Annotated in this window: 20 protein-coding genes, 2 tRNA genes and 4 rRNA genes; 25 read left to right on the top strand and 1 reads right to left on the bottom strand. The window is 49.7% G+C overall.

What is annotated here, in order from left to right; all coding sequences use genetic code 11:
* The first annotated feature begins 70 nt into the window (after window positions 1–70).
* The 24 genes from rplN to metA all read left to right on the top strand — a co-directional run bounded on the left by rplN (window position 71) and on the right by metA (window position 15,801).
* The gene (rplN, locus tag PGW97_RS14940) at window positions 71–442 is read left to right on the top strand and encodes a 50S ribosomal protein L14 (protein WP_047885221.1); all 372 of its coding nucleotides are present in this window, start codon (window positions 71–73) and stop codon (window positions 440–442) included.
* Between the two features lie 12 nt (window positions 443–454).
* Window positions 455–766 (top strand): 50S ribosomal protein L24, encoded by a 312-nt coding sequence (gene rplX, locus PGW97_RS14935; protein WP_047885220.1) that lies wholly within the window; start codon window positions 455–457, stop codon window positions 764–766.
* A 15-nt stretch (window positions 767–781) separates the two neighbouring features.
* Entirely contained in the window at window positions 782–1,321 is a 540-nt protein-coding gene (rplE, locus tag PGW97_RS14930; RefSeq protein WP_047885219.1) for a 50S ribosomal protein L5, read from the top strand.
* A gap of 15 nt (window positions 1,322–1,336) precedes the next feature.
* Window positions 1,337–1,642 carry a 30S ribosomal protein S14 gene (rpsN, locus tag PGW97_RS14925; protein WP_047885218.1) on the top strand — a complete coding sequence of 102 codons (306 nt, stop codon included), beginning with the start codon at window positions 1,337–1,339 and terminating at the stop codon, window positions 1,640–1,642.
* A gap of 37 nt (window positions 1,643–1,679) precedes the next feature.
* Entirely contained in the window at window positions 1,680–2,072 is a 393-nt protein-coding gene (gene rpsH, locus PGW97_RS14920) for a 30S ribosomal protein S8 (RefSeq protein WP_047885217.1), read from the top strand.
* A 12-nt stretch (window positions 2,073–2,084) separates the two neighbouring features.
* Entirely contained in the window at window positions 2,085–2,618 is a 534-nt protein-coding gene (rplF, locus tag PGW97_RS14915) for a 50S ribosomal protein L6 (RefSeq protein ID WP_047885216.1), read from the top strand.
* A 9-nt stretch (window positions 2,619–2,627) separates the two neighbouring features.
* Entirely contained in the window at window positions 2,628–2,981 is a 354-nt protein-coding gene (rplR, locus tag PGW97_RS14910; RefSeq protein ID WP_007469105.1) for a 50S ribosomal protein L18, read from the top strand.
* A gap of 12 nt (window positions 2,982–2,993) precedes the next feature.
* Window positions 2,994–3,491 carry a 30S ribosomal protein S5 gene (gene rpsE, locus PGW97_RS14905; RefSeq protein WP_047885215.1) on the top strand — a complete coding sequence of 166 codons (498 nt, stop codon included), beginning with the start codon at window positions 2,994–2,996 and terminating at the stop codon, window positions 3,489–3,491.
* A 5-nt stretch (window positions 3,492–3,496) separates the two neighbouring features.
* Entirely contained in the window at window positions 3,497–3,676 is a 180-nt protein-coding gene (gene rpmD / locus PGW97_RS14900; protein WP_047885214.1) for a 50S ribosomal protein L30, read from the top strand.
* Window positions 3,677–3,681: 5 nt separating this feature from the next.
* A complete protein-coding gene (rplO, locus tag PGW97_RS14895; protein WP_047885213.1) occupies window positions 3,682–4,116 on the top strand; it encodes a 50S ribosomal protein L15 in 435 nt (144 codons plus the stop codon).
* A gap of 22 nt (window positions 4,117–4,138) precedes the next feature.
* Window positions 4,139–5,464 (top strand): preprotein translocase subunit SecY, encoded by a 1,326-nt coding sequence (gene secY, locus PGW97_RS14890; protein ID WP_047885212.1) that lies wholly within the window; start codon window positions 4,139–4,141, stop codon window positions 5,462–5,464.
* A 31-nt stretch (window positions 5,465–5,495) separates the two neighbouring features.
* Window positions 5,496–5,609: a 50S ribosomal protein L36 gene (gene rpmJ, locus PGW97_RS14885; RefSeq protein ID WP_000868186.1), complete on the top strand. Its 114-nt coding sequence runs from the start codon at window positions 5,496–5,498 to the stop codon at window positions 5,607–5,609.
* Window positions 5,610–5,754: 145 nt separating this feature from the next.
* Window positions 5,755–6,111, top strand: coding sequence for a 30S ribosomal protein S13 (gene rpsM, locus PGW97_RS14880; protein WP_047885211.1), 357 nt, complete (start codon window positions 5,755–5,757; stop codon window positions 6,109–6,111).
* Window positions 6,112–6,129: 18 nt separating this feature from the next.
* Complete coding sequence (rpsK, locus tag PGW97_RS14875; protein ID WP_005370963.1) at window positions 6,130–6,519, top strand: 30S ribosomal protein S11; 390 nt, start codon at window positions 6,130–6,132, stop codon at window positions 6,517–6,519.
* A gap of 33 nt (window positions 6,520–6,552) precedes the next feature.
* Window positions 6,553–7,173: a 30S ribosomal protein S4 gene (gene rpsD / locus PGW97_RS14870; RefSeq protein ID WP_047885210.1), complete on the top strand. Its 621-nt coding sequence runs from the start codon at window positions 6,553–6,555 to the stop codon at window positions 7,171–7,173.
* A 23-nt stretch (window positions 7,174–7,196) separates the two neighbouring features.
* Window positions 7,197–8,186, top strand: a complete 990-nt coding sequence (locus PGW97_RS14865) for a DNA-directed RNA polymerase subunit alpha (protein WP_047885209.1) — start codon at window positions 7,197–7,199, stop codon at window positions 8,184–8,186.
* A 33-nt stretch (window positions 8,187–8,219) separates the two neighbouring features.
* Window positions 8,220–8,606, top strand: a complete 387-nt coding sequence (rplQ, locus tag PGW97_RS14860; RefSeq protein WP_047885208.1) for a 50S ribosomal protein L17 — start codon at window positions 8,220–8,222, stop codon at window positions 8,604–8,606.
* Window positions 8,607–9,247: 641 nt separating this feature from the next.
* Window positions 9,248–10,799: ribosomal RNA gene (locus PGW97_RS14855) — 16S ribosomal RNA — on the top strand.
* A gap of 65 nt (window positions 10,800–10,864) precedes the next feature.
* Window positions 10,865–10,940, top strand: a tRNA-Glu gene (locus PGW97_RS14850).
* 255 nt (window positions 10,941–11,195) lie between these two features.
* Window positions 11,196–14,087: ribosomal RNA gene (locus tag PGW97_RS14845) — 23S ribosomal RNA — on the top strand.
* 116 nt (window positions 14,088–14,203) lie between these two features.
* Window positions 14,204–14,319: ribosomal RNA gene (gene rrf / locus PGW97_RS14840) — 5S ribosomal RNA — on the top strand.
* A 90-nt stretch (window positions 14,320–14,409) separates the two neighbouring features.
* Window positions 14,410–14,485 (top strand) — tRNA-Thr (locus tag PGW97_RS14835).
* Window positions 14,486–14,493: 8 nt separating this feature from the next.
* Window positions 14,494–14,609: ribosomal RNA gene (rrf, locus tag PGW97_RS14830) — 5S ribosomal RNA — on the top strand.
* Together the 16S, 23S and 5S rRNA genes with 2 tRNA genes alongside form the textbook arrangement of a ribosomal RNA operon.
* A 250-nt stretch (window positions 14,610–14,859) precedes the next feature.
* Window positions 14,860–15,801 (top strand): homoserine O-acetyltransferase MetA, encoded by a 942-nt coding sequence (gene metA / locus PGW97_RS14825; RefSeq protein WP_217392319.1) that lies wholly within the window; start codon window positions 14,860–14,862, stop codon window positions 15,799–15,801.
* A 52-nt stretch (window positions 15,802–15,853) separates the two neighbouring features.
* On the opposite strand, the gene PGW97_RS14820 is transcribed toward metA, so the two are convergent.
* A complete protein-coding gene (locus PGW97_RS14820; RefSeq protein ID WP_047887878.1) occupies window positions 15,854–17,137 on the bottom strand; it encodes a cation:proton antiporter in 1,284 nt (427 codons plus the stop codon).
* Between the two features lie 200 nt (window positions 17,138–17,337).
* Here PGW97_RS14820 and metH point away from each other — a divergent pair, with 200 nt between their 5' ends.
* The gene (gene metH / locus PGW97_RS14815; RefSeq protein WP_273857584.1) at window positions 17,338–21,015 is read left to right on the top strand and encodes a methionine synthase; all 3,678 of its coding nucleotides are present in this window, start codon (window positions 17,338–17,340) and stop codon (window positions 21,013–21,015) included.
* Window positions 21,016–21,128: the final 113 nt, after the last annotated feature.

Raw genomic sequence — 21,128 nt, 5'->3', positions numbered from 1 at the left:
CGCCGCCTTTGTAGAAAAGGCAAAGCGACCCGTGATGGGTCTAGATGTTTTAAATTAGCGGAGCACTAACATGATCCAAATGCAAACTATGCTGGATGCAGCCGATAACTCCGGCGCACGTAGCGTAATGTGTATTAAGGTTCTGGGTGGTTCACACCGTCGCTATGCACATATCGGTGACATCATCAAAGTTACTGTTAAGGAAGCGATTCCACGCGGTAAAGTTAAAAAGGGTGATGTACTGAAAGCGGTGGTTGTGCGCACTCGTAAAGGCGTACGTCGTCCAGACGGCTCTGTCATTCGTTTTGACCGTAATGCTTGCGTACTGTTGAACAACACAACTGAGCAACCAATCGGTACTCGTATTTTTGGCCCTGTGACTCGCGAGCTTCGTGGCGATAAGTTCATGAAGATCGTTTCACTAGCGCCTGAAGTACTGTAAGGAGTAACTCAAATGGCAGCTAAAATCCGTCGTAACGACGAAGTTATCGTTCTTACTGGTAAAGATAAAGGTAAGAAAGGTAAAGTAACTAAGGTTCTAGCAACCGGTAAAGTTATCGTTGAAGGTATCAACCTGGTTAAGAAGCACCAGAAGCCTGTTCCGGCTATGGGCATCCAGGGTGGCATCGTTGAAAAAGAAGCGGCAATTGAAGCTTCTAACGTTGCAATCGTTAACGGTGAAGGTAAAGCGGACCGTGTAGGCTTCCGATTTGAAGACGGCAAAAAAGTACGTTTCTTCAAGTCGACTGGCGAAACTATTAAGTAATTTTGGAGTAGTACTATGGCGAAACTGCATGATTACTACAAAGAGACTATTGTAAAAGAACTTGCTGAAAAGTTCGAATACAAGAGCATCATGCAAGTCCCAAGGATCGAGAAAATCACACTTAACATGGGTGTGGGTGACGCGATCAACGACAAGAAACTTCTTGAAAACGCAGCTGCTGACATGACTGCAATCGCAGGTCAGAAACCGCTAATCACGAAGGCTCGTAAGTCTGTTGCTGGCTTTAAGATCCGTGAGGGCTACCCTATTGGCTGTAAAGTAACTCTACGTGGCGAACGTATGTGGGACTTTTTCGAGCGTCTAATCACTATTGCTGTACCTCGTATTCGCGATTTCCGTGGTCTAAACCCGAAATCATTCGATGGTCGTGGTAACTACAGCATGGGCGTTCGTGAGCAGATTATCTTCCCAGAGATCGATTACGATAAAGTTGATCGTGTACGTGGTCTAGACATCACTATCACGACTTCAGCTAACTCTGACGAAGAAGCTCGTGCTCTGCTATCTGCTTTTAACTTCCCATTTCGTAAGTAAAAGTAAGGGTTACTAATGGCTAAAGAATCCATGAAGGCGCGCGAAGTAAAACGCGCCAAGCTAGTAGCTAAGTTCGCTGAAAAGCGTGCAGCGCTTAAAGCTCTAATTAAAGACGTGAATGCGTCTGAAGAAGATCGCTGGGATGCAGTGCTAAAACTTCAGTCACTACCACGTGATTCTGCTAAGTCTCGTCAGCGTAACCGCTGTAACCAGACTGGTCGTCCACACGGCTACCTACGTAAGTTCGGCCTATGCCGTATCAAGGTTCGTGAAGCTTGCATGAAAGGCGAGATTCCGGGTCTGCGTAAAGCAAGCTGGTAATTTGTTTACCAAATTTGAATCACGGAGTAATTGACTTATGAGCATGCAAGATCCGATTTCGGATATGCTGACCCGCATTCGTAACGGTCAGGCAGCGAAAAAAGTTGCTGTTAAAATGCCATCTTCTAAGCTGAAAGTTGCTATTGCAGAGCTGCTGAAAGAAGAAGGTTATGTGGCTGACTACACTGTATCTGGTGAAGTTAAGCCTGAGCTAGAAGTGACTCTTAAGTACTTCGAAGCTAACCCAGTTATCGAGCAAATCCAACGTGTATCACGTCCTGGTCTGCGCATCTACAAGAAAAAAGATGCTCTACCATCAGTGATGGGCGGCCTAGGTATTGCCGTTGTATCCACTTCCAAGGGTCTGATGACCGACCGCGCTGCTCGTAAAGCAGGTCTTGGCGGTGAGATTATCTGCTACGTAGCTTAATAGGAGTAGGAAATGTCTCGTGTTGCAAAAGCACCAGTAGTTATTCCTGCCGGCGTAGAAGTTAAGCTTAACGGTCAGGAAATCACTGTGAAGGGTGGTAAGGGCGAACTAACTCGCACTATCCACGAAGCAGTTGTTCTTTCTCAAGAAGAGAACAAGATCTCTTTCGGACCTCGTGAAGGTTTCGAAAAAGCTTGGGCACAAGCAGGTACTGCTCGTGCACTAGTTAACAACATGGTTGTTGGTGTTACTGAAGGCTATACCAAGAAGCTAGTTCTTAAGGGTGTAGGTTACCGTGCTGCTATCAAAGGCAACGCTGTAGGTCTGACTCTTGGCTTCTCTCACCCAGTAGAGCACGAACTACCAGCAGGCATCAAAGCTGAATGTCCATCTCAGACTGAAATCGTACTGACTGGTACTGATAAGCAGCTGATCGGTCAAGTAGCTGCTGATATTCGCGCTTACCGTAGCCCTGAGCCTTACAAAGGTAAAGGTGTTCGTTACGCCGACGAAGTTGTGCGTACTAAAGAAGCTAAGAAGAAGTAAGGTAACACTATGGATAAGAAAGCATCTCGTATCCGTCGTGCGACCCGTGCACGTCGTAAGATTGCTGAACTGGGTGCAACTCGCCTAGTTGTACACCGTACTCCACGTCACGTGTACGCTCAGGTTATCGCACCAAACGGTTCTGAAGTTATCGCAGCCGCTTCTACAGTAGAAAAAGCGATCCGTGAGCAAGTTAAGAGCACCGGTAACAAAGACGCTGCTGCAGTTGTAGGTAAAGCTATTGCTGAGCGCGCGATTGAAAAAGGCATCTCTAACGTTGCATTCGATCGTTCTGGTTTCCAATACCACGGCCGTGTCGCTGCACTAGCAGAAGCTGCTCGTGAAGCTGGTCTGAAATTCTAAGGTAGGCGGAAGATGGCTAACGAAAAAACTCAATCAGATTTGCATGAAAAGCTGATCGCTGTTAACCGTGTATCTAAGACGGTTAAAGGTGGTCGTATTTTCAGCTTTACTGCACTAACTGTTGTTGGTGACGGTAACGGTCGCGTTGGTTTCGGTTACGGCAAGGCACGTGAAGTTCCTGCTGCAATCCAGAAAGCGATGGAAAAAGCACGCCGTAACATGGTTACTGTAGCTCTGAACGAAGGTACTCTACACCACGCTGTTAAAGGTCGCCACACTGGTTCTAAAGTGTACATGCAGCCTGCATCAGAAGGTACTGGTATCATCGCCGGTGGTGCTATGCGTGCAGTGCTGGAAGTTGCGGGTGTTCGTAACGTTCTGGCGAAAGCATACGGCTCTACAAACCCAATCAACATCGTTCGCGCGACTATTGACGGTTTGAGTGGCATGAACTCTCCAGAAATGATCGCTGCGAAGCGTGGTCTTTCTGTTAAAGAAATTCTGGAGTAATCGACATGGCTAAGACTATTAAAGTGACGCAGACCAAGAGCTCAATCGGTCGTCTGCCGAAGCACAAAGCTACTTTGCGTGGCCTGGGCCTTCGTCGCATCAACCACACTGTAGAACTTGAAGATACACCGTGCGTACGCGGTATGATCAACAAGGTTTACTACATGGTTAAAGTTGAGGAGTAATCAGAATGCGTTTGAATACTCTATCACCGGCTGCGGGCTCTAAGCCTTCTGCGAAGCGCGTAGGTCGTGGTATCGGTTCAGGTCTGGGTAAAACTTGTGGCCGTGGTCACAAAGGTCAGAAATCACGTTCAGGTGGTTCTGTACGTCCAGGCTTTGAAGGCGGTCAAATGCCTTTGAAACAGCGTCTACCAAAATTCGGTTTTACTTCTCGTAAGAGCCTGGTAACAGCTGAAGTTCGTCTAGCTGAGCTAGCGAAAGTTGAAGGTGACGTAGTAAGCCTAGAAACACTGAAAGCAGCGAACGTTATCACTAAGAACATCGAAGTAGTAAAGATTGTTCTGTCTGGTGAAATCGCTCGTTCAGTAACAGTGAAAGGTCTACGCGTTACTAAAGGCGCTAAAGCTGCGATCGAAGCTGCAGGCGGTAAAATCGAGGAATAATTAACTCGAGGATGAGGTACAGATGGCTAAACAACCAGGACAAGATTTTCGTAGTGCCAAAGGTGGCCTAGCAGAGCTTAAGTCCCGCCTATTCTTTGTATTAGGTGCGATCTTAATTTTCCGAGCAGGCTCTTTTGTGCCTATTCCTGGTATTGACGCTGCTGTACTTGCCGATCTGTTCGAACAGCAAAAAGGCACCATCATTGAACTGTTTAACATGTTTTCTGGTGGTGCTCTTGAGCGTGCTTCCATCTTAGCACTGGGTATCATGCCGTATATTTCGGCATCGATTATTGTTCAGTTGCTGACGGTTGTTCATCCGGCACTGGCCGAATTGAAGAAGGAAGGGGAGTCTGGCCGACGTAAAATCAGTCAGTACACCCGCTACGGCACGCTCGTTTTGGCAACCTTCCAAGCAATTGGTATTGCAACAGGGTTACCAAGTATGATCCCTGGCTTGGTCATTAATCCAGGCCTTGGATTCTACTTTGTTGCGGTTGTGAGTTTGGTTACTGGTACCATGTTCTTAATGTGGTTAGGTGAGCAAATTACAGAGCGTGGCATTGGTAACGGTATATCTCTGATTATCTTCACAGGTATCGTTGCAGGTCTGCCGCCAGCTATTGGACAGACAGTGGAGCAAGCGCGTCAAGGTGAATTGCACGTACTTCTTCTGCTTTTAATTGCAGTAATTTCTTTCGCTGTAATCTACTTTGTAGTGTTTATGGAACGTGGTCAGCGTCGTATCGTCGTTAACTACGCTAAGCGTCAACAAGGCCGTCGTGTCTTCGCCGCACAAAGCACTCACCTGCCGTTGAAAATCAACATGGCAGGCGTAATTCCAGCGATTTTTGCATCAAGTATTATTCTGTTTCCGGGTACACTAGCTCAGTGGTTCGGTCAGAATGAAAACCTAGGCTGGCTAAGTGATATTTCGCTGGCATTGAGCCCAGGTCAACCACTTTATGTGATGCTTTATGCAGCTGCGATTATCTTCTTCTGTTTCTTCTATACCGCGTTGGTGTTCAACCCTCGCGAGACAGCAGATAACTTGAAGAAGTCTGGTGCATTCGTACCTGGTATTCGCCCGGGCGAACAGACCGCAAAATACATTGATAAAGTGATGACTCGCCTGACATTGGCTGGCGCGTTGTATATCACCTTTATCTGTCTGATCCCCGAGTTTATGATGATTGCATGGAATGTCCGCTTCTACTTTGGCGGTACTTCACTACTGATTGTAGTTGTAGTCATTATGGACTTCATGGCTCAAGTTCAGACACATTTGATGTCTCAACAATATGAGTCTGTGTTGAAAAAGGCTAATCTTAAAGGCTCAAGCCGTTAAGAGTGGTTTATCCTATTTACGGAGTTTAGCAATGAAAGTTCGTGCTTCCGTTAAGAAAATCTGCCGTAACTGTAAAGTTATCAAGCGCAACGGTGTTGTGCGTGTAATTTGCAGTGAGCCAAAGCACAAACAGCGCCAAGGCTAATTAGCAGAAATATTTCTTGCAAATTGAAGGTAGGTTGGCTAAATTAGCCAACCAATCTTTTGTGTGTGCAAAAGAATTGTTCCACCGCTGCGTATCCTAAACGGGCTTTGCAGCGGTTATTCTTGAAAAGTACTAGGAGTGAATAGTGGCCCGTATTGCAGGCATTAACATTCCTGATCATAAACATTCTGTAATCGCTCTTACTGCGATCTACGGTATCGGTAAAACTCGCTCAAAAGCTATTCTAGCTGAAGCGGGTATCGCTGAAAGTGTTAAGATCAGTGAACTATCTGAAGAGCAGATCGATCTACTGCGTGATGGTGTAGCTAAGTACACTGTAGAAGGTGATCTACGTCGTGAAGTTTCCATGAACATCAAGCGTCTAATGGACCTTGGTTGTTACCGTGGTCTTCGTCATCGTCGCAGTCTACCACTACGTGGACAGCGTACTAAAACCAACGCACGTACCCGTAAGGGTCCGCGCAAGCCGATCAAGAAATAATCGGAAGGGTAGAGTACAATGGCTAAACAACCAACTCGCGCTCGTAAGCGCGTACGTAAGCAAGTTGCTGATGGCGTTGCGCACATCCATGCTTCTTTCAATAACACAATCGTAACCATTACTGACCGTCAGGGTAACGCTCTATCTTGGGCTACTGCAGGTGGTTCTGGCTTCCGTGGTTCTCGTAAATCTACTCCGTTCGCTGCACAGGTTGCTGCTGAGCGTTGTGGTGAAATGGCCAAAGAATATGGCGTTAAGAACCTGGAAGTTATGGTTAAGGGCCCAGGTCCAGGTCGTGAGTCTACTATCCGCGCTCTAAACGCTGCGGGTTTCCGTATCACTAACATTGTTGATGCGACTCCGATCCCTCATAACGGTTGTCGTCCACCTAAGAAACGTCGCGTATAACGTTTGCGTTTCTAGGAAAACTGGAGAAAGAACATGGCAAGATATTTGGGTCCTAAGCTGAAGCTTAGCCGTCGTGAAGGCACAGACTTGTTCCTTAAGTCTGGTGTACGCGCGATTGATACCAAGTGTAAAATTGATAATGCACCGGGTATGCACGGTGCGCGTCGCGGTCGTCTGTCTGACTACGGCGTTCAGCTTCGTGAGAAGCAAAAAGTTCGTCGTACTTACGGCGTACTAGAGAAGCAATTCCGTAACTACTACAAAGAAGCTGCTCGCCTGAAAGGCAACACTGGTGAAAACCTGCTGCAACTTCTAGAAGGTCGTCTGGATAACGTAGTTTACCGCATGGGCTTTGGCGCAACTCGCGCAGAAGCACGTCAGCTGGTAAGCCACAAAGCGATCCTAGTTAACGGTAAAGTCGTAAACGTTCCTTCTTTCAAGGTAGCGGCAAACGACGTTGTTAGCGTTCGTGAGAAAGCTAAGAACCAAGCACGCATCAAAGCAGCTCTTGAAGTTGCTACTCAGCGTGAACTACCAACTTGGGTCGAAGTAGACAGCAGCAAGATGGAAGGTACGTTCAAGCGTCTTCCAGAGCGTTCTGATTTGTCTGCCGACATCAACGAACACCTGATCGTCGAGCTTTACTCTAAGTAAGGCTATAGTTAAGAGAGGACACAATGCAGGGTTCTGTAACAGAATTTCTTAAGCCACGTCTTGTTGATATTGAACAAGTTAACACGACGCACGCAAAAGTAACTCTTGAGCCACTAGAGCGTGGTTTTGGCCACACTCTGGGCAACGCTCTACGTCGTATTCTTCTATCTTCTATGCCGGGTTGTGCCGTTACTGAAGTAGAAATCGACGGTGTGTTACACGAGTACAGCACCAAAGAAGGAGTACAAGAAGATATTCTTGAAATCCTTCTAAACCTTAAAGGCCTAGCCGTTAAGGTTGAGGGTAAAGATGAAGTTATCATTACTCTGAACAAATCTGGTGCAGGCCCTGTTGTTGCAGGTGACATCACCCACGACGGTGATGTTGAGATTGCGAACCCAGAACACGTAATCTGCCACCTAACTGATGACAATGCTGAAATCAGCATGCGCATCAAGGTAGAGCGTGGTCGTGGCTACGTACCGGCGTCTGCTCGAATTCACACAGAAGAAGACGAGCGCCCAATTGGCCGTCTGTTAGTTGACGCAACTTTCAGCCCAGTTGACCGTATCGCATACAGCGTAGAAGCAGCACGTGTTGAACAGCGTACTGACCTAGATAAGCTAGTTATCGATATGGAGACTAACGGTACTCTTGACCCTGAGGAAGCTATTCGTCGCGCAGCTACTATTCTGGCTGAGCAACTGGATGCATTCGTAGATCTGCGTGATGTACGAGTTCCTGAAGAGAAAGAAGAGAAGCCGGAGTTCGATCCGATCCTACTGCGTCCTGTAGACGATCTTGAACTAACTGTTCGCTCTGCTAACTGTTTGAAAGCAGAAGCGATCCACTACATCGGTGATCTCGTTCAGCGTACTGAGGTTGAGCTTCTTAAAACGCCTAACCTGGGTAAGAAGTCTTTGACAGAAATCAAAGACGTGCTGGCATCACGTGGCCTATCTCTGGGTATGCGCCTAGAAAATTGGCCGCCAGCATCAATTGCTGAAGATTAATAGTTACTGATATCTAGTTAGAAGGATTAGGTCATGCGCCATCGTAAGAGTGGTCGTCAACTCAACCGCAACAGCAGCCATCGCAAAGCGATGTTCAGCAACATGGCTGGCTCTCTGGTACGTCACGAACTTATCAAGACTACCCTGCCTAAGGCAAAAGAGCTGCGTCGCGTAATTGAGCCATTGATTACCCTAGCTAAGACTGACAGTGTTGCTAACCGTCGTCTGGCATTCGCACGTACTCGTGACAACGAAGTAGTTGCGAAACTATTTAACGAACTAGGTCCACGCTTTGCTCAGCGTCCAGGCGGTTACACTCGCATCATGAAATGCGGTTTCCGTGCTGGCGATAAAGCTCCTATGGCTTACATCGAGCTAGTAGACCGTCCTGAAGTTCAGGAAGAAGCAGCTGCTGAATAAGCACTAGCTACTAGTTAAATATAAGAAGCCGAGTCATCTTGACTCGGCTTTTTTATATAACTCTACTTATCTACTTATCTACTTATCTACTTATCTACTTATCTACTTATCTACTTATCTACTTATCTACTTATCTATCTAGCTATTCATTCCTCTTCTTTCACTTTAGCCAATCCTTTTTCTTTCGGAACAGGGCTTCAGAATGGTTCATCGTTCAAAAGTATTTAAAAGCCTGAATAGGGGAGTGGTGGGCTTTTTGTGTGCTGATTTCAGCTTGTTGCATGTTATTTCGCCTGTTGGCGTTTTTTCTTATTTTTCTTGTTGCCATTTGTTCTTTGCTCTCTATAATGCCGCCTCACTGACACGGAATAACTCGAAGTTAAACGTGTTAGCCGGCAGCAGAATCGGTTGAAAAAAAGTGTTTGACACTGAAGTCTGATTCGCTAGAATGGCTGCCCTGTTCAACGTGATGCGAAAGCAAAGCTTGGATATGTTCTTTAACAATTTGACCATGCAATCTGTGTGGGCACTCGTGAACTGATAGTCAAAAAGATTTATCGATGAACTGAGTGACCAATTCAAAATAGCTTCGGTTATTTTGGCACAGTCAATTTAATTCAGTATTCATCGAGCCAAAACTTTAATTGAAGAGTTTGATCATGGCTCAGATTGAACGCTGGCGGCAGGCCTAACACATGCAAGTCGAGCGGCAGCGACAACATTGACCCTTCGGGGGATTTGTTGGGCGGCGAGCGGCGGACGGGTGAGTAATGCCTGGGAACATGCCTTAGTGTGGGGGATAACCATTGGAAACGATGGCTAATACCGCATAATCTCTACGGAGCAAAGAGGGGGACCTTCGGGCCTCTCGCGCTAAGATTGGCCCAGGTGGGATTAGCTAGTAGGTGGGGTAACGGCTCACCTAGGCGACGATCCCTAGCTGGTCTGAGAGGATGATCAGCCACACTGGAACTGAGACACGGTCCAGACTCCTACGGGAGGCAGCAGTGGGGAATATTGCACAATGGGGGAAACCCTGATGCAGCCATGCCGCGTGTGTGAAGAAGGCCTTCGGGTTGTAAAGCACTTTCAGCAGTGAGGAAGGCGGTATCGTTAATAGCGGTATTGTTTGACGTTAGCTGCAGAAGAAGCACCGGCTAACTCCGTGCCAGCAGCCGCGGTAATACGGAGGGTGCGAGCGTTAATCGGAATTACTGGGCGTAAAGCGCATGCAGGCGGCTTGTTAAGCCAGATGTGAAAGCCCGGGGCTCAACCTCGGAATCGCATTTGGAACTGGCAGGCTAGAGTCTTGTAGAGGGGGGTAGAATTTCAGGTGTAGCGGTGAAATGCGTAGAGATCTGAAGGAATACCGGTGGCGAAGGCGGCCCCCTGGACAAAGACTGACGCTCAGATGCGAAAGCGTGGGGAGCAAACAGGATTAGATACCCTGGTAGTCCACGCCGTAAACGATGTCTACTTGGAGGTTGGTGTCTTGAACACTGGCTTTCGGAGCTAACGCGTTAAGTAGACCGCCTGGGGAGTACGGTCGCAAGATTAAAACTCAAATGAATTGACGGGGGCCCGCACAAGCGGTGGAGCATGTGGTTTAATTCGATGCAACGCGAAGAACCTTACCTACTCTTGACATCCAGAGAACTTAGCAGAGATGCTTTGGTGCCTTCGGGAACTCTGAGACAGGTGCTGCATGGCTGTCGTCAGCTCGTGTTGTGAAATGTTGGGTTAAGTCCCGCAACGAGCGCAACCCTTATCCTTGTTTGCCAGCACTTCGGGTGGGAACTCCAGGGAGACTGCCGGTGATAAACCGGAGGAAGGTGGGGACGACGTCAAGTCATCATGGCCCTTACGAGTAGGGCTACACACGTGCTACAATGGCATATACAGAGGGCAGCAAGACCGCGAGGTGGAGCGAATCCCACAAAGTATGTCGTAGTCCGGATTGGAGTCTGCAACTCGACTCCATGAAGTCGGAATCGCTAGTAATCGTGGATCAGAATGCCACGGTGAATACGTTCCCGGGCCTTGTACACACCGCCCGTCACACCATGGGAGTGGGCTGCACCAGAAGTAGATAGCTTAACCTTCGGGAGGGCGTTTACCACGGTGTGGTTCATGACTGGGGTGAAGTCGTAACAAGGTAGCCCTAGGGGAACCTGGGGCTGGATCACCTCCTTACCTAAAGACTGCGCTTTGCGTAGTGTCCACACAGATTGCTTGGTCGAAATGTAAAAGACAGATGTGTCCCATTCGTCTAGAGGCCTAGGACACCGCCCTTTCACGGCGGTAACAGGGGTTCGACTCCCCTATGGGACGCCACTTTCTAACTGCACTTGTGAGTGTGATTAGAAAGTGGCTGCCGAAAGGCAAACACATGCTCTTTAACAATCTGGAAAGCTGACTAGTAATTCGATTCATACGAATCGAAATTATTGTTTCTCGAAAGAGAAACGAGTTCTCAAGCAATACACATTCAAGTGTCTTGTGTAAGAAGAGTCCGGCAAAACAAACTAACCATCTTAACTCAGATGGAAACCTTGGTTGTTTGCCATACGAAACCTCTTGGGGTTGTATGGTTAAGTGACTAAGCGTACACGGTGGATGCCTGGGCAGTCAGAGGCGATGAAGGACGTACTAACTTGCGATAAGCGTAGATGAGGCAGTAAGAGCCACTTGAGTCTACGATTTCCGAATGGGGAAACCCAGCTGCATAAGCAGTTATCATCAAGTGAATACATAGCTTGATGAGGCGAACCGGGGGAACTGAAACATCTAAGTACCCCGAGGAAGAGAAATCAACCGAGATTCCGGCAGTAGCGGCGAGCGAAACCGGATTAGCCCTTAAGCGCTTTAGGTGTCAGGCGAATGAGCTGGAAAGCTCAGCGATACAGGGTGACAGCCCCGTAGCCGACAACACATTTGGCGTGAAAACGAGTAGGACGGGACACGTGTTATCTTGTCTGAAGATGGGGGGACCATCCTCCAAGGCTAAATACTCCTGACTGACCGATAGTGAACCAGTACCGTGAGGGAAAGGCGAAAAGAACCCCTGTGAGGGGAGTGAAATAGAACCTGAAACCGTGTACGTACAAGCAGTAGGAGCAGGCTTTGTCCTGTGACTGCGTACCTTTTGTATAATGGGTCAGCGACTTAATTTCAGTAGCAAGGTTAACCGTATAGGGGAGCCGTAGGGAAACCGAGTCTTAACTGGGCGTGCAGTTGCTGGGATTAGACCCGAAACCGAGTGATCTAGCCATGGGCAGGTTGAAGGTGCGGTAACACGCACTGGAGGACCGAACCGACTAATGTTGAAAAATTAGCGGATGACTTGTGGCTAGGGGTGAAAGGCCAATCAAACTCGGAGATAGCTGGTTCTCCCCGAAAGCTATTTAGGTAGCGCCTCGGACGAATACTACTGGGGGTAGAGCACTGTTAAGGCTAGGGGGTCATCCCGACTTACCAACCCTTTGCAAACTCCGAATACCAGTAAGTACTATCCGGGAGACACACGGCGGGTGCTAACGTCCGTCGTGGAGAGGGAAACAACCCAGACCGCCAGCTAAGGTCCCAAAGTTATCGCTAAGTGGGAAACGATGTGGGAAGGCTCAGACAGCCAGGATGTTGGCTTAGAAGCAGCCATCATTTAAAGAAAGCGTAATAGCTCACTGGTCGAGTCGGCCTGCGCGGAAGATTTAACGGGGCTAAGCGATACACCGAAGCTGCGGCAATGCGCATTAGCGTATTGGGTAGGGGAGCGTTCTGTAAGCCGCTGAAGGTGTCCTGTAAGGGGCGCTGGAGGTATCAGAAGTGCGAATGCTGACATGAGTAACGATAAAGGGGGTGAAAAACCTCCTCGCCGGAAGACCAAGGGTTCCTGTCCAACGTTAATCGGGGCAGGGTGAGTCGACCCCTAAGGCGAGGCCGAAAGGCGTAGTCGATGGGAAACGGGTTAATATTCCCGTACTTCTTGCTATTGCGATGGGGGGACGGAGAAGGCTAGGTGGGCCTGGCGACGGTTGTCCAGGTTCAAGGGTGTAGGCTGATGGTTTAGGCAAATCCGGACCATCTTAAGGCTGAGACCCGATGTCGAGGCACTACGGTGCTGAAGTCATTGATGCCATGCTTCCGGGAAAAGCCTCTAAGCTTCAGATAGCAAGAAATCGTACCCCAAACCGACACAGGTGGTCGGGTAGAGAATACCAAGGCGCTTGAGAGAACTCGGGTGAAGGAACTAGGCAAAATGGTACCGTAACTTCGGGAGAAGGTACGCTGCCGGCGGTGAAGAGACTTGCTCTTGGAGCTGCTGGCAGTCGCAGATACCAGGTGGCTGCAACTGTTTATTAAAAACACAGCACTGTGCAAAATCGAAAGATGACGTATACGGTGTGACGCCTGCCCGGTGCCGGAAGGTTAATTGATGGGGTTATCCTTAGGGAGAAGCTCTTGATCGAAGCCCCGGTAAACGGCGGCCGTAACTATAACGGTCCTAAGGTAGCGAAATTCCTTGTCGGGTAAGTTCCGACCTGCACGAATGGCGTAATGATGGCCACGCTGTCTCCACCCGAGACTCAGTGAAATTGAAATCGCAGTGAAGATGCTGCGTACCCGCGGCTAGACGGAAAGACCCCGTGAACCTTTACTACAGCTTGGCACTGAACATTGACCCTACATGTGTAGGATAGGTGGGAGGCTTCGAAGCAGGTACGCCAGTATCTGTGGAGCCGTCCTTGAAATACCACCCTTGTAGTGTTGATGTTCTAACGTCGCCCCCTTATCGGGGGTGCGGACAGTGCCTGGTGGGTAGTTTGACTGGGGCGGTCTCCTCCCAAAGCGTAACGGAGGAGCACGAAGGTGGGCTAATCACGGTCGGACATCGTGAGGTTAGTGCAATGGCATAAGCCCGCTTGACTGCGAGAATGACGGTTCGAGCAGGTGCGAAAGCAGGTCATAGTGATCCGGTGGTTCTGAATGGAAGGGCCATCGCTCAACGGATAAAAGGTACTCCGGGGATAACAGGCTGATACCGCCCAAGAGTTCATATCGACGGCGGTGTTTGGCACCTCGATGTCGGCTCATCACATCCTGGGGCTGAAGTCGGTCCCAAGGGTATGGCTGTTCGCCATTTAAAGTGGTACGCGAGCTGGGTTTAGAACGTCGTGAGACAGTTCGGTCCCTATCTGCCGTGGGCGTTGGATGATTGAGAGGGGCTGCTCCTAGTACGAGAGGACCGGAGTGGACGAACCTCTGGTGTTCGGGTTGTGTCGCCAGACGCATTGCCCGGTAGCTAAGTTCGGAATCGATAACCGCTGAAAGCATCTAAGCGGGAAGCGAGCCTCAAGATGAGTCATCCCCAGAGCTTTAAGCTCTCTGAAGGGTTGTTCGAGACTAGAACGTTGATAGGCAGGGTGTGTAAGCGCTGTGAGGCGTTGAGCTAACCTGTACTAATTGCCCGTGTGGCTTAACCATACAACACCCAAGGGGTTTTACGGACTCCACGAGCACTTGAATGGTGTGCTTGAACTTTAGTCAGTTTTTTCCAAGATTGTGATTTGCGGCCTGCGGGCGGTGAATCAAAGAATTTGCCTGGCGACCATAGCGCTGTGGACCCACCTGATCCCATGCCGAACTCAGACGTGAAACGCAGCAGCGCCGATGGTAGTGTGGGGCCTCCCCATGTGAGAGTAGGACATCGCCAGGTTTTATTTGAAGTTTCCATCATTTATAAAAAGATGGGAACATACAAGTAAAGCAATAATAGTAAGACTTTATTTGTAACGCAGAATTGCGTGCTGGTATAGCTCAGTCGGTAGAGCGCACCCTTGGTAAGGGTGAGGCCCCCAGTTCAAATCTGGGTACTAGCACCACGCTTTTGTTCAGCGACAATAGCACAATGGAACCACCTGATCCCATGCCGAACTCAGTAGTGAAACGTTGTAGCGCCGATGGTAGTGTGGGGCCTCCCCATGTGAGAGTAGGACATTGCTGAACACTTCTTCCTAAACCCAGCCTAATGGCTGGGTTTTTTCATTTTAGCCTTTCTCATTTCTTTTTTTATCACATCTCCCTTTTTGATGAATCATGAGTTTTATTCAACTCATGGCACTCAGCTTTAAATCTTTTAATCTTCTTTTGCTTGCGCGGTCGACTAATATTCTATAGTTTTAGTTAGATATCTGGACGTCTACACATCTTTTAATGGGATTGTTCGCTGGATTTTACGTTTAAGGAGCAAACTAAGATGCCGATAAAAATTCCTGATAAGCTGCCAGCCACGGATATCTTGCGCAGTGAAAATATCTTTGTGATGTCGGAAGCGCGTGCAGCTAGCCAGGAAATCCGCCCGTTGAGAGTTTTGCTGCTCAACCTGATGCCGAAGAAGATTGAAACTGAAACCCAATTTATGCGGTTGCTTTCTAACTCTCCGCTGCAGGTTGATGTGGAGTTATTGCGGATTGATAACCGTCCCACGAAGAATACGCCTACCGAGCATTTGGATACCTTCTACCGCCAGTTTGATACGGTGAAGCACCGGAATTATGATGGGCTGATTGTCACTGGTGCGCCGCTCGGGTTAGTGCAGTTTGAAGATGTACTGTACTGGGAAGAGATACAAGCAATCATGAATTGGGCACGGGAGCATGTGACCTCGACCATGTATGTGTGCTGGGCTGCGCAGGCGGGCTTGAAGTTGTTGTATGATTTGCCGAAACGAACCCGCAAAGAAAAGCTGTCAGGCGTGTATTTTCACCAGATTCATGATTGTCATCACCCTGTGCTACGGGGCTTTGATGATACGTTTCTCGCCCCTCATTCCCGTTATGCGGATTTTTCCCCGGATTATCTGGCTGAGCACACGGATCTTGATATCCTGGCAACTTCTGAGCAGGCGGGTGTCTATCTGGCCGCGACCAAGGATAAGCGTAATCTGTTTGTCACTGGTCACCCGGAATATGACGTCAATACATTGCACAATGAATATATCCGGGATGTCGGAGAAGGTATGGAGCCCAATATTCCGGTGAACTATTATCCGGACAATAATCCGGAGAAGCCGCCGGTAGCCAGTTGGCGCAGTCATGGACATTTATTGTTTTCTAACTGGCTTAATTACTGTGTTTACCAGCAGACACCGTATGATTTGGATCATTTCTCTGTGGCTAATTTTACGCGCGACGAGTAAAAAAAAGACCTGCCGATGCAGGTCTTTTTTTGTTGTTAGTAAGGTGCTTTAGCTATTTTTGATTCTGTGCTTCCCACGCTTTGGCTTTTTGAATCAGTGGGGTAATGGTTGAGCCCTGAATCAGGATAGAGAACACCACCACCGCATAGGTCATCACCAGAATGATTTCCCGGACGTCGATGTTTTTATCCGGAATAACCATCACACCAGCCGGAATGGCCATGGCCATGGCCAATGCCAGGCCGCCGCGTAATCCGCCCCAGGTCAGGATCTTGATCGATAGCGGGTTGTAGTCTCGGTAGCGCTGGAAGCCGAAGTAGGAAAACTTGATGCTGAGATAACGGCTGAGCAGTACCAGAGGCACGGCGATAACCATTAGCACCCAGTCTTCTTCATGGAATCGGAACTGCAGCATACTCATACCGATTAATAGGAACAGAACGCCATTGAGGAACTCATCGACCAGCTCCCAGAAGTGGTCGAGGTGGTCCTCACTCTCTTTTGAGAAACCAATATAGCGGGTCCAGTTACCAATCATAATCCCGGAAACCACCATCGCCAGCGGGCCGGAGACATGGATGACTTCGGCAAAAGCGTAACCGGCAGTTGGGATACCGAGTGTTAGCAGTAGCTCCATAGAGTGGTCGTTGGTTGAGCTGATCAGATAATGGAACAACAGACCCAGCGCAAACCCGTAGGCAATACCACCAATAGCTTCCTGCAGGAACAACTGGCTGACGCCCAGCACTGTTGGGGCTTCATGGCCGAAAGCAATGGTGAACAAAGTAACGAAAATCACCAGACCAAAGCCGTCGTTAAACAGCGATTCGCCTTCAATCTGGGTGGAAATTCGTTTGGGAGCATCCAGCTTTTTGACAATTGCCAGTACAGCGATGGGGTCGGTAGGAGAGATCAGTGCGCCGAACAGCAGGCAGTAAATCAGTTGAAGTTGGATTCCGATGGCTTGGCAGATCCCCCAGAGGGCAAAGCCGATGAAGAAGGTCGAGAACAGGGTAGCGAACAGGGCGAGTATTGTGATTTCCCATTTCTGATCTTCGAGGTGAGGGAGTTTAATCCCGAGGCCACCAGCAAAGAGAAGGAAGCCTAAAATCCCTTTAAGCAGGAAGTTCTCGAAGTTGACTTCTCCCAGTTGCTCGGCGGCGATTTCTTCAAGGTGGAACCAGCCATTATGACCAGCGATGATGATACCTAAAGAGAGGATCAATGCGCCGGCGGTAATGGCGATTGTGGTCTGCATTTTTCCTATCTTACTGTTGATAAAGGCGATGAGCATGGCTGCCGCCGCCAGGAAGCAGAGGGTGCTGTAGACTGACATCCCGTGACCTCGATGGTGATTTAAAGTAAAGCGCAAAATTGTGTCAAAATATAAAGCGAACCTGCCTTGATATCTATCACTATTTTCCTACCTGTCCGACATAATTTAATCTTCGAAAAGGCATTTGGACGTCTAGATTTCCATCTGTGCTGTGGTAGGATGTTATTCAGCTGTGAAATATTACATAAGGAAGTAGTGCGGTGTTGAAGGGTAAGGAATTCATACAAGAGCGTTTGGCGCAGCAAATCCTGATCATCGATGGCGGGATGGGCACCATGATCCAGGGGTATAAACTGGAGGAAGCAGACTACCGGGGTGAGCGTTTTGCCGATTGGCCCTCGGATCTGAAAGGGAATAACGATCTGTTGGTACTGACCCAGCCTCAGCTGATTCGTGATATCCATAGTGCCTACCTCGAAGCCGGGGCGGATATTCTCGAAACCAACACCTTTAACGCCACAACCATCGCGATGGCAGACTACGGGATGGAAGCGCTCAGTGCCGAGATTAACCTTGAAGCTGCCCGCCTTGCGCGGCAGGTGGCTGATGAGTGGACGGCAAAAACACCGCATAAACCAAGATTTGTGGCCGGGGTCCTTGGCCCGACAAACCGGACCTGTTCCATTTCGCCGGACGTGAACGATCCCGGCTACCGCAATGTGACGTTTGATCAGCTGGTTGCAGCGTATGCTGAATCGACCCGGGCATTGATTGAGGGGGGATCCGATCTCATCTTGATCGAGACCATTTTCGATACCCTTAATGCCAAGGCCTGTGCCTTTGCGGTGGACACTGTTTTCGAAGAGCTGGGCTTATCCCTACCGGTGATGATTTCCGGTACCATTACCGATGCATCCGGTCGTACGCTGTCCGGCCAGACGACTGAAGCTTTCTATCATTCCTTACGCCACGTCAAACCGATTTCCTTCGGCCTTAACTGTGCCCTCGGACCTGATGAATTACGCCAGTATGTGGAAGAGTTATCCCGCATTGCGGAATGTGCCGTCTCTGCGCACCCGAATGCGGGTCTGCCGAATGCATTTGGTGAATACGACCTCTCGCCGGAAGAGATGGCCGCGCACATCCGGGAGTGGGCACAAAGTGGGTTCCTGAATCTGGTCGGCGGCTGTTGTGGTACGACCCCTGAGCACATCCGTCAGATGGCTGAGGTGGTGGCTGACCTGGCTCCGCGCCAGTTGCCTGACCTACCGGTTGCCTGCCGTTTGTCCGGTCTTGAACCGTTAATCATCGAAAAAGATACCCTGTTTGTGAACGTGGGCGAACGTACCAATGTGACCGGCTCGGCCCGTTTTAAGCGCCTGATTAAAGAAGAGCAGTATGACGAAGCGCTCGATGTGGCCCGTCAGCAGGTGGAAAACGGTGCCCAGATCATCGATATCAACATGGATGAGGGCATGCTGGATGCGGAAGCATGCATGGTGCGCTTCCTTAATCTGTGTGCGTCAGAGCCGGAAATTTCCAAGGTGCCGATCATGGTCGACTCCTCCAAATGGGAGGTCATCGAAGCCGGTCTGAAATGTATTCAGGGTAAGGGGATCGTCAACTCGATCTCGCTTAAAGAAGGCAAAGAAAAGTTTATTGAGCAAGCTAAGCTGATCCGTCGTTATGGCGCCGCGGTGATCGTGATGGCTTTTGATGAAGTCGGTCAGGCGGACACCCGGGCGCGTAAGCTGGAAATTTGTACCAATGCTTACCGGATTTTGGTGGACGAAGTAGGCTTTCCGCCGGAGGACATCATTTTTGACCCGAATATTTTTGCGGTGGCAACCGGTATCGATGAGCACAATAACTACGCGGTTGACTTTATTGAAGCGGTCGGCGACATCAAGCGGGATCTGCCTCATGCGATGATTTCCGGCGGGGTGTCGAATGTTTCTTTCTCGTTCCGCGGCAATAACTATGTGCGTGAGGCAATCCATGCCGTGTTCCTCTATCACTGCTTCAAACGCGGGATGGACATGGGGATCGTTAATGCCGGTCAGCTGGAAATTTACGATAACGTTCCGGATAAATTGCGTGAAGCGGTGGAAGACGTGGTGCTCAACCGCCGTGATGATGCGACCGAGCGCCTGCTCGACATTGCAGATGAGTACCGTGATAACGGGGTTGGCAAGCAGGATGACGGCGCAGCGCTGGAATGGCGCAGCTGGCCAGTCGCTAAACGGCTGGAGCATGCTCTGGTCAAAGGGATCACGGAGTTCATTGTCGAGGATACTGAAGAAGCTCGAGTGAACGCCAGCAAGCCGCTGGAAGTGATCGAAGGGCCGTTGATGGACGGCATGAATGTGGTCGGTGACCTGTTTGGTGAGGGCAAGATGTTTCTGCCCCAGGTGGTGAAGTCTGCCCGGGTGATGAAACAGGCCGTGGCCTACCTGGAACCGTTCATTGATGCTGAGAAACAGAGTGGCCGCTCAAACGGCAAGATTCTGCTGGCGACGGTCAAAGGGGATGTCCACGATATTGGCAAAAACATTGTCGGGGTCGTTCTGCAATGTAATAACTACGACATTATCGACCTCGGGGTCATGGTGTCGTGTGAGCAGATCCTTAAGGTCGCGCGGGAAGAAAACGTCGATATCGTCGGTCTGTCCGGACTCATTACTCCGTCGCTGGATGAGATGGTGCATGTTGCCAAGGAAATGGAGCGCCAGGGCTTTGAACTGCCGCTGTTGATTGGCGGTGCGACAACCTCAAAGGCGCATACCGCAGTGAAAATTGAGCAGAATTACCGCCATCCGGTGGTGTATGTTAACAATGCGTCGCGGGCGGTGGGGGTTTGTACCTCGTTGCTGTCGGACGAACTGCGTCCGGCGTTTGTGGAGAAACTGGATGTCGACTATGAGCGGGTCCGGGATCAGCACAGCCGTAAACAGCCTCGAACCAAACCGGTCTCGCTGGAGAGGGCCAGAGCCAATAAGGTCGCGATTGACTGGGCAACCTATACGCCGCCAGTACCGGCGAAGCCCGGTACTCATGTGTTTGATGATTTCGATGTCAGCATCCTGCGCAACTATATCGACTGGACCCCGTTTTTCATGACCTGGTCGCTGATGGGCAAGTACCCGGCCATTCTGGATCATGAGGAAGTAGGAGATGAAGCCCGCCGTTTGTTCCAGGATGCGAACGAGTGGCTGGATCGCATCGAGCGGGAAGGTCTGATGAAGGCCCGGGGTATGTGTGCCTTGTTCCCGGCGAACAGTATAGGGGACGACATTGAGGTCTATACCGATGAGTCCCGCAGCCAGGTAGCGCATGTGCTGTATAACCTGCGCCAGCAGACGGAGAAACCGAAAGGCTATAACTACTGTCTGTCGGATTACATTGCACCGAAGGACAGCGGGAAGCCGGACTGGATTGGCGCGTTTGCGGTTACCGGCGGCATCGGGGAGCGAGAGTTGGCCGATAAATTTAAAGCCCAGGGTGATGATTACAATGCCATCATGGTACAGGCGGTGGCTGACCGTTTGGCTGAAGCGTTTGCCGAGTATCTGCATGAGCAGGTGCGTAAAGAGATTTGGGGATACTCGCCGGACGAAGCCCTGTCGAATGACGAACTCATTCGTGAGAAATATCAGGGGATCCGTCCGGCGCCCGGCTACCCGGCGTGTCCGGAACATACCGAGAAAGGCACCTTGTGGGAGATGCTCAATGTCGAAGAAGCCATTGGGATGTCACTCACCACCAGCTATGCTATGTGGCCGGGAGCGTCGGTCTCAGGCTGGTACTTCTCACATCCGGACTCACGCTATTTTGCTGTGGCACAAATTCAGGAAGATCAGCGTGATAGCTATGCCGAGCGCAAAGGCTGGGATCTGGTTGAAGCGGAAAAATGGCTGGGGCCGAACCTGTCATTGTAATGCAGCAAAGGCGTAATGACTCAAAGGCCCCGGATGCCACAGCTGCGGGGCCTGTTTTTTTACAGGTGACACCCATCGGGAACACCAACACGGCAACAATCATACGCTGATAT

Source organism: Photobacterium sp. GSS17, assembly GCF_028621875.1.
Classification (GTDB): domain Bacteria; phylum Pseudomonadota; class Gammaproteobacteria; order Enterobacterales; family Vibrionaceae; genus Photobacterium; species Photobacterium ganghwense.
This window is presented reverse-complemented; position numbering and strand designations above follow the sequence as displayed.

Coding starts and splice junctions, on each gene's coding strand:
- rplN (WP_047885221.1), top strand. CDS start 71: ATGATCCAAATGCAAACTATGCTGGATGCAGCCGATAACTCCGGCGCA.
- rplX (WP_047885220.1), top strand. CDS start 455: ATGGCAGCTAAAATCCGTCGTAACGACGAAGTTATCGTTCTTACTGGT.
- rplE (WP_047885219.1), top strand. CDS start 782: ATGGCGAAACTGCATGATTACTACAAAGAGACTATTGTAAAAGAACTT.
- rpsN (WP_047885218.1), top strand. CDS start 1,337: ATGGCTAAAGAATCCATGAAGGCGCGCGAAGTAAAACGCGCCAAGCTA.
- rpsH (WP_047885217.1), top strand. CDS start 1,680: ATGAGCATGCAAGATCCGATTTCGGATATGCTGACCCGCATTCGTAAC.
- rplF (WP_047885216.1), top strand. CDS start 2,085: ATGTCTCGTGTTGCAAAAGCACCAGTAGTTATTCCTGCCGGCGTAGAA.
- rplR (WP_007469105.1), top strand. CDS start 2,628: ATGGATAAGAAAGCATCTCGTATCCGTCGTGCGACCCGTGCACGTCGT.
- rpsE (WP_047885215.1), top strand. CDS start 2,994: ATGGCTAACGAAAAAACTCAATCAGATTTGCATGAAAAGCTGATCGCT.
- rpmD (WP_047885214.1), top strand. CDS start 3,497: ATGGCTAAGACTATTAAAGTGACGCAGACCAAGAGCTCAATCGGTCGT.
- rplO (WP_047885213.1), top strand. CDS start 3,682: ATGCGTTTGAATACTCTATCACCGGCTGCGGGCTCTAAGCCTTCTGCG.
- secY (WP_047885212.1), top strand. CDS start 4,139: ATGGCTAAACAACCAGGACAAGATTTTCGTAGTGCCAAAGGTGGCCTA.
- rpmJ (WP_000868186.1), top strand. CDS start 5,496: ATGAAAGTTCGTGCTTCCGTTAAGAAAATCTGCCGTAACTGTAAAGTT.
- rpsK (WP_005370963.1), top strand. CDS start 6,130: ATGGCTAAACAACCAACTCGCGCTCGTAAGCGCGTACGTAAGCAAGTT.
- rpsD (WP_047885210.1), top strand. CDS start 6,553: ATGGCAAGATATTTGGGTCCTAAGCTGAAGCTTAGCCGTCGTGAAGGC.
- PGW97_RS14865 (WP_047885209.1), top strand. CDS start 7,197: ATGCAGGGTTCTGTAACAGAATTTCTTAAGCCACGTCTTGTTGATATT.
- rplQ (WP_047885208.1), top strand. CDS start 8,220: ATGCGCCATCGTAAGAGTGGTCGTCAACTCAACCGCAACAGCAGCCAT.
- metA (WP_217392319.1), top strand. CDS start 14,860: ATGCCGATAAAAATTCCTGATAAGCTGCCAGCCACGGATATCTTGCGC.
- PGW97_RS14820 (WP_047887878.1), bottom strand. CDS start 17,137: ATGTCAGTCTACAGCACCCTCTGCTTCCTGGCGGCGGCAGCCATGCTC.